This is a genomic window from Rhodococcus sp. MH15, from assembly GCF_019266045.1.
Taxonomy (GTDB): domain Bacteria; phylum Actinomycetota; class Actinomycetes; order Mycobacteriales; family Mycobacteriaceae; genus Rhodococcus_F; species Rhodococcus_F qingshengii.
The window spans coordinates 1-10,345 of the sequence record NZ_LPNP01000074.1 but is presented as its reverse complement, the minus strand read 5'-3'; the positions used below and the strand labels follow the sequence as shown (position 1 = coordinate 10,345).

Below are 10,345 nucleotides of genomic sequence, written 5' to 3'. Positions count from 1 at the left end.
ACCACCGCCGACGCCGCCAAGTCGGGCTCGGCCGATTGACCCCCATAGAATACGAGACCATCATGACCACACCAGCCACTCAGGCTGCGTGACTCAACCTGTCACCTGATCGTGCAGCAGACCCATCCGTGTAGAAGGAATGTTGAGGCGGCGCCCAGACAATCAGAGTGAATTTCGCTATGTCCGCGAGGGTCAGGTCTTTGCGCCCTACAAGGGGGTGAGAGGCATCGACAGCGAGCCGAAGCTTGTCGTAACCGAGAACAGCCGCGGCGAGATCGGTTGGCGTACTCACCCCGCGCCGCAACCCGACATCGATCGTCCGATCGATCAACGCACGTTCGATCTCACCGGGAAACAACTGCCGAACCGTGATCGAGAGCTCCGGCATCACCTCACGCACCGAAGCGACCAGATCAAATGCCTCCTCGGACGTGACCGCCGGAGTGTGCCCAACAACGAATGCCGGCACTCGATCTTGCGCCGCACGGCGGGACGCCGCGGACAGCGATTCCGTCGCTGCCAGCAACGCGGGTGCGCCTTCTCGAAGTTTGTGGCCGGCCGCCGTCAGGACGACACTTCGACCCTGCCTCGTGAAGAGTTCGGCGCCGACCTCCTTCTCCAACAAGCGCATCGCAGAACTCATCGCTTGCTGAGACATGAACAGTGACCGCGCTGCCTTGGTCAAGTTTCCGTGGTCCGCCGCGGCAACGAATTGAGCGAGACGGCGCAGATCGAGCGGTGATGGCGATCGTCCCGTATCAATCCCTTGGTCATCAACGTCCACAAATACCTCACCTTCTGAGCTCCGACATACAAACATTGTTTGTTGAATAACCCATTTTGTGTGCTTACCAATTGTGAATCCGATCCGTAGCGTGATGTTGTCACACTGTCGATTACAGGAGCAAGCATGTCGAATTCACTGCAAGGCAAGTCAGCGATCGTCGCAGCCGGCGCCAAGAACCTCGGTGGACTCATCAGCACCACCCTCGCTGCCCAGGGGGTGAACGTCGCGGTCCATTACAACAGCGACAGCAGCGAAGCGGACGCAAACAAAACAGTCGCCGCGGTCGAAACGGCCGGCGTCAAAGCAGTGAAGTTCCAGGCCGATCTGACCGTACCCACTAACGTCGAACGCCTCTACGACACCGCGATCGACGTGTTCGGAAGTGTCGACATTGCAGTCAACACCGCTGGCAAGGTCCTACGTAAACCCATCATCGAAACAACCGAAGCCGAATACGACTCGATGCTCGACATCAATGCCAAAGCCGCCTACTTCTTCATCAAAGAAGCAGGGAAACGCCTCAATGACGACGGCAAGGTCATCACCATCGTCACCGCACTACTCGGTGCGTTCACCGATGGATACTCCACCTACGCCGGCGGAAAAAGCCCGGTCGAACACTTCACCCGGGCGGCAGCCAAAGAGTTCGCGGCGCGCGGAATCTCCGTCAACAGCATCGCCCCCGGCCCGATGGACACACCGTTCTTCTACGGCCAAGAAACCCCCGAACGCGTCGACTTCCACAAATCCCAGGCAATGAAGAATCAGTTGACCCAGATCGAAGACATCGCTCCGATCGTTCGCTTCCTCGCAGACGACGGATGGTGGATCACCGGACAGACGATCTTCGCCAACGGCGGCTACACCACCCGCTGACACCAAGCTCGTTAATTTCCGCTCGCATGAGGAGAAGACCGATGACCGCCACGCTGCCGGCACCCGGTGCAGCCTTGATCGAAGCGACCAACGACGGAGACACCGACGCCTTCCTCAGGACCTTCACTGCCGCCGGAGTCGTCGACGACTGGCGGCGTGAATTCACCGGCCGCGCCGAGATCGGCACGTGGAATGAAACGGAATTCATTGGTAAACAGGTGACCTTGTCTGTCCTCGACTTCGTCAGCAGAACCTCGGAAACAGCCGTCTCCGCTCGGGTCGGCGGAAACGGCTTCAACGGACCCAGTACGTTCACGTTCGTTATCGAAGGAAATGCGATGTCCAGGATGGACATCCGCGCCTAATCCCTGAATGAGTGCAAACCCACACCGACAACGCGGATCGATACACGCGCATCAGGTACAGAACCATTCCGCGATGCTCGCCGTGAGATGGGATGCGACCGAGCGACCGATAGCTACGCCTCCGGGTCTTCCCCCGGGACTGCGATGGGGACATGGAAGGTGACGAGCGCTCCGGCCGAGATGAGGAATGCCCTCTCGGCGCCATCGATCGTCGCACGAATCAGGCCGGATCCTCCCCCGTTCATGATGGTCTCAATTTCCGACATCAGGCGCTTCGCCTCGGCGACAGACAGTTCGTAGCCGTCTGAACCGTATTGAAATACGGCCTCGGTCAGCTCTGGGTTGTGATCGAAATTTCGGTGCTTCACGTTTCCTAGTCTGCCAACCCGTACCAACTGGACAAGAGGTGGCCCAAACCAGATCACGGCTGCCCGGGCCGTCCCAGTTGGGCCATGCGTGCCCGATCTAGCCCACTCAGGCGGCACGCGGTTCTCGGTGGTCCTCTCGGGCCACACCCTGAGGCGGAGCGGAACTAGCGCACCGACTGTGGCGCGGGGAACCAGGTGCCCACCGGCGCCGGAGCGTGACCGCAGCTCGATGGGCGGCGCGCACGAACTGTCGGGGACGGGCGCGCAGTCTTGGCGGTCCGCCGACATCAGCTGTGAACATCCCGTCGGCGGACCATGCGTGTCGGGACCGATGAAAGTTCGACACGCAGATCAAGGGTCCACCGGTGAGAATAAATGGGGTTCATTCCGATGGACCACACCACTAATGCCCCACCCATTCACAGTGCAAACATGGGCGGTCCGTCCGGTCGCTCGTCAGTAACAACCGGACGGACCATGCGCACCCCTGCCGGACTAGGGGGCACGCAGTCAACAGACCCCGCAGACTTAGATGGTGACGTCTGTCCGAGGGGGAAATACCATGCTGCCCGCAACTTCAGGTCATTAAACACGACGAGTCTACCGACTTAGCGCCGCACATTTTCGCCGAGCCGTGCCCGATCGTAACCTGGACCTGGATTCCCAACCGCGCCACCGAGCGTCCGGGGTCGAATTGACGACGTCATTGCGAGACGTGGGGCGCTTCCCCGTCCGGGATGGCTTCGCCACACCACTCGCATACGGTCGGCGCTTTACTCCAAATCTCTGCCCTCCGCCACTTCCGTCGCAGTCGTAGGATGCACCGCTACCGTCGAAATGCGCCCTGACCGTCGACGCCACCGAAGCAAGTCGAATCATGAGCGCTCTACGCCACGACGACCCGAGCCTCGCACCGCACGATGAGAAAGCTGTACGTGAAACCATCGACGGCTTCGTGATTACATTCCAGTCGCTCCATTCCGCCTGAGCCGTCGCCGATAGTGCTGGCAAACGCAGGTTCGACCGACCGCAGCCCCATCGATGATTCGCGGAAACAAAGATACAGACGGTGTCTGGCTCAACGAGGAGCGACCGATGGACCGCCGTCGATGTTACTTCCCTTGCCAGGCCTACTCGCCCGCAAGGGAACTCGGGGGATGATCTGGACTGACGGTTGCGGTGCAGCCTGCACAATGAGCAGCAAGACGTCGACGGTGGACCGACTGGATTTGTATGCGCGCACTCCGCAGGCCGCTTGCGGAACTGTACCCGGAGATGACTGCGCCCAATCGCGGTCGCCCTTGGTGGGCAGTCGGAGTGGGCCTGTGACCCACGGTTGTGTCGGCGACACGCTTCGACTTCCTTCGGCTGCGGAAGGGTGCGAGATGCGTAGGTGTTTTCTGTTGGAAACACCCACAGTTCGCACAGGGGATGACAACAATGACGGAATCCACACCGGACCAGGCCGATGAGAGTGTGCGAAAGTCCATTCCCATCACCCGCTTTCCATCAGTGTTGAAGGCCAGCCTGTAGCAAACGGATCGAATCAGTGCGCAGCGTCGAAGGCATCGAGGATCTCCACTTTGACCCGACCACGCGGAGCCACGTCGTAGCCGTTCTTAACTGCCCAGTCCCGCACTGCCTGCAACTGCTCTTTCGAGCGACCTGAACCGGTATTCTTCACCGTCACATCGGCTTTACTGCCGCGGCGTGCTTTTCCGACTTTCTCGGCCACCATCACGAAAGGCTCGAGGGCGGCGTTGAACTTGTCGACGTTCGTCGGCCGCAGATCGATCAGGTAGTCCGACCCCTGATACGAGAATTGGATGCGTTCGCCGAATCCGTCGTCAATGGGCTTACCGTCGAGATCGTCGATAAGTTGGCGAATCACTCTCTCAGCCATGCAACATCGTCTCCAATTCGATAGGAATCTCTCCAATGACCGGGCAACCCTAGCAACTCTTGTCCCGACACCGAGACGACCTCGAGCGGCTTCAACGCCTATCGGCTTGCCGATACTGCGTTCGAGGCCGCACATGGGCAGTCGGCGGGTGGCGGTCAAGATGTCGCAGCATCGACAGTCCGTCGGTCGGCGCGCCAGATTTTGAACCTGAATGTTGAACTACGAGAGTTGGATTCTTCGGTCGAGGAGTGTTTCAGTCGGCACCGGTCTCCGGAGGTGATCGCATCGATGCCGGCTTCGGGCCGTTGCTCGGTGCCGAACTCTCGCCGGGGCTGGGGGTGATGTGTCTGCGTTCAGGAGCGCCGACAGGCGGGTTGAATTTCCAGACTGGCGCCGGTGCCGCGCGATTCTGGTCGGGTCAGCGGAAATTTTCGGCGACTGCGGAGATACGTCCGCCCGACTATTGCGAGCCTTCTATTTGTCGGCGCAGCTCAGTATCCGGCACATCGCCCAGTCGAAGCTCTCCGATGACCGCAAACGAGCAGAGCGAAACGTCATACGCAGGCAGGCTCCGCTCGCGAGACGGCGGTTGAATGTGTTGTGGGCGACGCTCCGCGACAAGGCGGTCTATCGGCGGGACCTACTACAGCAGACTGCGGCATAGCGCCCAGAGCATATCTGAACGAATGTTTGTCCAGGCTATGACGGCATTTTGAAGCACCGCAGCGCTTTCCGGCTCGTCATGCCGCCTAGCTTGAGTGCTTGATCCACCGCTCGGCGCCGAGCACACGGAGGGTGGGCGGGTCGAGAATCGCACTCCAGTGGTTATCGCGGTGTCCGGTCATCAGATCGAACCTGAATACCAGCACCTGACCGCCCTCGCGAAGCGCGTCGAGGTACTCATCGTGTCCGTACACATCCCAGTACTTCGAGTAGTCCGAAATGGGACGCTCGGAGCTGTTCTCGTACAGACGACGGGCATCGACGAGGGAAGTGAACACACGAAATCCTGCCCGGGCACGGTAATCCAGCAGGCCGACTCGGAACTCCTCGAGCGCCCCGGGCCACGGACCGTCGCCCATCGCCCCGACGATTTCATCGACTTCTGTCATCTGCTCCTGAGGCTCGGTGAGCTGTGGCTGGGTTGCCCGGTACACCCCGTCCGAGTCAGCCGCCGCACTGTAGTCCTCGAAGTCGAGATTGCTGATCCACAGGTTTACTACGACGCCCGACAAAGTGTAGGCCGAGACGGATAGTCTCCCGGGAGGGTTGGCGGCGGTGATGACGGTGAACGGGTGGTCCGCATCCACGAGTGTTGAAGCATCGGCGACCACGAAGAACTGATACCGCGGGTCGTCCTCGTTGAGGCGCGCCAGCAGTTCGTCGATATCCATCCCGTCGAATTCGGGGCTTTCTACAATGGTCAGCGGGTCTGTGCGATCGGAAGCCGGACCGAGAGCTTCCCGCACGACCTCGTGCCATGTCTGGTCATCGCTGTAATCGAGCCGGAACAGAGGTACCTCGACGTCGGGGAAGGTCACGAGCGTCTCCAATCGCGGTTGAGCGAATCGTATCTTGACGGAGACCTCGTCGATACGAAAAGTCCACTCATATACCGTCACAGTCTGCACTGCGGCGATCACCCACTGGCTCCGCGCACCTGTCTTCTAGTACGCCTAGGAGCCACTTGCCGTGAGTCCTAGACCCGGTCGGCGTCCACGCTAAAGTTGACGAATACGCTGAGGATCAAACAGACAGATCGGAGCATTGCGTCTTGGTGGAGAGACTGATTCTACAGTGTGTCGACGATCTGGACGGAATGCCTGTCGCCGATGAGGTCAACGAGAGGATTGAATTCTCCTTCCGCGGAACGGATTACGTGATCGATCTGAGGCCAGCCAATGCGGAAAAGTTGAAAGCTGTTCTCCGGCAATACATCGCTTGTGCACAACGGATCGACACCAGGGCTGTCGATGCAGAATCCCGAGGTGTCGAGAAATCCCTCGATTTCGCACATGCGGAGCAGCAACTGCAGGCCGTACTCAGCTGGGCAAAGATACATAACTATGCAGTGTCTCCGTCTGGGGGGATCACAAAGCAGATCATTCAGGCGTTCAATGCCGCGCACCGACGATCTTCGTTCGACGATAGAATCGTAGGTGGAGCAGCACAGGCTCCTAGGTAGGCGCGACCTTATCTCCGATGCAGGTCAACAGCATTCTCTGGGTGCCACGGCCATCTTGCTTGGTTTCATCGAAAAGCGCATATCGGGGGGAACGGTCAACGAACGATACTGCGATATCTGTAAACACTTGTACGGCGCACTGTCACTGAATTTTGGTTTGCGTTCAGGCTCTCTCACATCCATCCGGCGGGACCGTTAAACCCGCCCTTACCTGGCCTGACTCTGAGTCGCACCGTTGGCTCCGGAGAATTTGATGTGCCCGAGGTCGACGATGTAAGTCGGCCACGGAACTCAGCGTCGTCGATTGTGGCGCCGCGAGCGCGGGACCGAGATCGAGGGAGCGCCTCGACTTAGCGACTAAAGGGTTACCGGCCCGGGTCACACGCCTGCCACAGAGAAGCGACGGGCACAAGGCCGTACTTCAGTACTGAAGTCGCCGAAAGAACGAAGGCTGCCCCACGCCCGAACAGGCGTGGGGCAACTTCTCACCGAGCACTGCGACGTTGCATGTTCAGCGCACGCTGGAGGTCACATCGACTCGGCGCGCGGCACCAGTGCCGGCAATCATGGGTGCAGGTTGGCTGCTCCGCCGTTCGGCGTCAGAACGGAACCGATATTCGAGTCGGTCCGCGGCGTGACGTCCGTTGCCGAGCACATCGTCGGGGCGTACTGAGTTCCGAACAATGTCGCCTTCGACAAGAACGTCATGTAATTCTTCGGGTTTGCGTACTTCCCGGCATCACCGTCGGTGTTGATGTAAACCGCCGGGTTGGAGGAGGTCGTGACAACTTGGACCGAAGGCAGCGTGAAGGTGGCGCCGGCAAGCGCGGTCAAACCGGCATCAGAGGTATTCGAGCCGCCCGGACTCGCACCCGCAATCGTTGTTCCGACTCCGCCATTGAGGGAAAGGTAGGACCCTGTAGCGTCGGCAGCACCACTTGCGTTCACTCGAGTGACCACCGGAGTGCCACTGAATCCACTGCCCGTCCCGGAGACGATAGACGCTGAGGTGAAGGTTGCCGGATCGATCTTGAATACGAGGTTCAATCGATTCAGATTGATGACGGTGGCACCGCCACCACTGGTCGGAACGGTTTGCGAGCCTGGCTGAATCGTGTAGGTGCCCGGTGTCGACGACGAGTGCGCAACCGACATTGAGTGAGCCTGAAGCGGCTGGTGAACATTGCCGGCAATGAGTGAATTGGGGTCGCCCATGCAGGCGTTGTTGTAATTCGTCGTCACGTTGTGGGCCGACGCCGGCATCGTGGCCGCAAACACCAACCCTAATGCTGCCGCAGAGATCGCGGCAGTCGTTCCGGCACGCCGAGCGAGAGATACAGTCATTGTGAACCTTTTCTTTCGTTGAGAAACGATTGACGTTCAACAAGATGAAATGTCGCAAGAGATTTCGAATCGCGGCATCATCGCAAAGAAAAACTCCTCCTCCCTATTCGTAGACAGAACGAACTCGGTACAGCGCCATTCCGGGTGTTGCTTCTCGGAGCAAGGCAGGTTCGAATACCGTTGCAGGACAGCCCGAGGGTAGATTTCAGCTCAGTGAGTCCACACATGGTCGGCGGTAGAAGATCGATGTAGGGTAAGCCTTCGCAGCGATGCAGAAGAATCGCATCCTGCGTCCAGTGCCGGCGAGAATCCTCACATCCCAAATCCCTAGAACAGGTACCAGTTTTCTCACTTTGCCGACAAAGTCAAGGAAAGGCGAAAAGTTCATACTTTATCGCAGTGCAAGGGTCCTTCGCCTCCACTGGAAGTCGGAGAACCGGTCGAGCAGTCGAACAGAATTGGCAGACAACGTAACTGAATTGGCGTCGCGGGAGATCGATTCACTCCGCGCTCGTGTTGCCACGTGACCATTCACGGGATCGCGCGACTCAACTGGCCGCCCCGTCATCCCTTAGTACTTTTGGGCGATAGTTTCCGAATTTCGCCCGAAATGACCGAAATCGGATACTCTTCTGCCACAAGCAATCCAAGCCACACGGGGATTCGGACGTGGCACGAATTGACTACCAACCGCCGGGGGGGCTGACCGGGAGGTTAACCGTTGAACCTGCGATAGGTCGCCTTCGCGCGTGCCGACCCGCATTACTGGGCGAGCGCCAGAACAGCGGCTCGACCTCATTCACTGCACAACGAGCACTTCATCCCGAGGTCAGTGGGTTGATCACTCTGGCGACGCGGTCCCCAAGGTCGACCCTGTGANCGTCGCTGGTGGTGCCAAATGAGGGGGGCCAAAGCCACGGAACGAATTCCGCTAGTGAATACGCAGGCCGTGAACTGAACACCAAGCTCGGCGTGCACAATCCCCCCCCCCCCCCGGGGAGACGGTTTCCGATCCTTGATCGCCACATTGCAAGGCACTCCATACCAGTGTCGGGCCTTGGCAGTTATCGATCGACCGGCCAACGGCCTTCCGGCTAAACATGTCAACTACCGCGCCACGGTACAATTCTTCCGGGTAAGAAGTTCGGTAATTACGTTAACCCACAACTCATTTGGCTCGATACGATGAAACTGCCGGTGCACGAGATCCTCCGCCGTCGCGACGCCCTTCAACCGTTGGTCTTTCGCCGGACCAGGCAGGCCGGCGACGCCGAACCTCATGAGTTCGCCGACGAGGTTTTCACTGACCACGATGTCATACCGCGCGTGAGCTCCGTATACACAGATCAAGACCCGTAGGGCTGTCGCGAGGCTGTGTGGAGTTCTCCGATCAGCCCGTGAGCCACTGCCAGCGAATCCGTGGCGGATGACATCGGCTGGATCTTGTAGACGCAGTAACCTAGGTTGCTGACACCAAAGCCGGCAACAGCCCTTCACGGGTTCCGGCGTCGACGAGCATGTCGAATATCGGGTGAATTCTTCTGGGGCCGAGCAGTTCTCCCTGAACAGTGCCGCGGCAGTGCGGAGGATTTCGACTTCGATTTCGAGTAGTCGGATGCGCTTATTCGCTTTGGTCAGCTGCGCAGATTCTGTTCTGGTGATGCCTGACCGTTCACCCCGGTCGACTTGATCTGGGCGAACCCAAGTGTGGAGCGCGGCGGCGCTGAGGCCGAGTTCGTATACGGCGGTGGTGATCGGTTTGCCAGCTCGGACAAGAGTTGCGGCCCGGAATCGGAACTCCGACGGATACGGTCGTGGCATGAATCGAAGCCTTTGAGCGAGCGGCGATCCGCACTCCGACATGGGTAAGAAACCTTGGGGCAAGTCAAGATGCCGACACTAGCCCTGGTGATTGCGTTGAGCTGCATCTGACTCGACGGCCGCCGGAGTGAACTGTGTCCTTGTTTGGATCTATCGGTGGTCGTCGCCAGCCGTTCGTGGCTTTCCGCTGCAACGAGCGTCGATCCGGGGTTCTCCTCGATTTTCACGTCACCGCATTCATCGATCGTCCGAGGCGGGTTACAAGGCTCTGCTGCATCGGTTTTCGTCGATTGGTTTGGTGACTCGGATCGGAGTCGAACGCACCGGTTCGCATGGCGTCGCCGTGACCGCACTTCTGCGCAGCCAGGGCTTCGAGGTAGTCGAAGTGAACCACCCAATCGGCAGATACACCGTTTGCGAGACAAGACCGATTCGATCGATGGGGAACGCCGGTGAAATCCGTACTTTCTGAAACCGCGATGCTTTCCCGAAGTCACGCGGTGGGACAACAGAAACGAGCCGGTCACTTCACAGCAGTTTGCCTGAATTGAGTTGATACTCTATGGCACCAACTAGTTGTATGAGGAACGGACGTTAGTTACGCGGTGCCGGCGGTAAGCGGCGGGCGGTCGTCCTCCGCGTGTTGAATGCGGTCGATGATAATTGTAGTGAACGTTCCAGATTTCCACGGCGGTG

At 59.1% G+C, this 10,345-nt stretch carries 8 protein-coding genes and 1 pseudogene; 3 read left to right on the top strand and 6 right to left on the bottom strand.

Annotation, left to right across the window (positions count from 1 at the left end):
- Positions 1–79: 79 nt before the first annotated feature.
- Entirely contained in the window at positions 80–784 is a 705-nt protein-coding gene (locus ATN37_RS21370) for a LysR family transcriptional regulator (RefSeq protein WP_308125226.1), read from the bottom strand.
- Positions 785–910: 126 nt separating this feature from the next.
- On the opposite strand from ATN37_RS21370, the gene ATN37_RS21365 reads away from it, so the two are divergent.
- Positions 911–1,663, top strand: a complete 753-nt coding sequence (locus ATN37_RS21365; RefSeq protein WP_058037589.1) for an SDR family oxidoreductase — start codon at positions 911–913, stop codon at positions 1,661–1,663.
- A gap of 41 nt (positions 1,664–1,704) precedes the next feature.
- The gene (locus ATN37_RS21360; RefSeq protein ID WP_058037590.1) at positions 1,705–2,028 is read left to right on the top strand and encodes a hypothetical protein; all 324 of its coding nucleotides are present in this window, start codon (positions 1,705–1,707) and stop codon (positions 2,026–2,028) included.
- Between the two features lie 113 nt (positions 2,029–2,141).
- Here ATN37_RS21360 and ATN37_RS21355 read toward each other — a convergent pair whose 3' ends face one another.
- The 3 genes from ATN37_RS21355 to ATN37_RS21345 form a co-directional block, all read right to left on the bottom strand.
- Entirely contained in the window at positions 2,142–2,396 is a 255-nt protein-coding gene (locus ATN37_RS21355) for a hypothetical protein (RefSeq protein WP_058037591.1), read from the bottom strand.
- 1,546 nt (positions 2,397–3,942) lie between these two features.
- On the bottom strand, positions 3,943–4,299 hold the full coding sequence (locus ATN37_RS21350; RefSeq protein ID WP_058037592.1) for an Lsr2 family protein: 357 nt from the start codon (positions 4,297–4,299) through the stop codon (positions 3,943–3,945).
- A gap of 749 nt (positions 4,300–5,048) precedes the next feature.
- Positions 5,049–5,840 (bottom strand): hypothetical protein, encoded by a 792-nt coding sequence (locus ATN37_RS21345; RefSeq protein WP_218695594.1) that lies wholly within the window; start codon positions 5,838–5,840, stop codon positions 5,049–5,051.
- Between the two features lie 236 nt (positions 5,841–6,076).
- Between ATN37_RS21345 and ATN37_RS21340 the strand changes: the two genes are divergently transcribed.
- Positions 6,077–6,484, top strand: a complete 408-nt coding sequence (locus tag ATN37_RS21340) for a histone-like nucleoid-structuring protein Lsr2 (RefSeq protein ID WP_082661356.1) — start codon at positions 6,077–6,079, stop codon at positions 6,482–6,484.
- 564 nt (positions 6,485–7,048) lie between these two features.
- Here the strand turns inward: ATN37_RS21340 and ATN37_RS21335 are convergent.
- Both ATN37_RS21335 and ATN37_RS32660 read right to left on the bottom strand, forming a co-directional pair.
- Positions 7,049–7,828, bottom strand: coding sequence for a hypothetical protein (locus tag ATN37_RS21335; RefSeq protein WP_058037596.1), 780 nt, complete (start codon positions 7,826–7,828; stop codon positions 7,049–7,051).
- A gap of 2,393 nt (positions 7,829–10,221) precedes the next feature.
- Positions 10,222–10,345: pseudogene (locus ATN37_RS32660) on the bottom strand (IS481 family transposase); the annotation flags it as partial.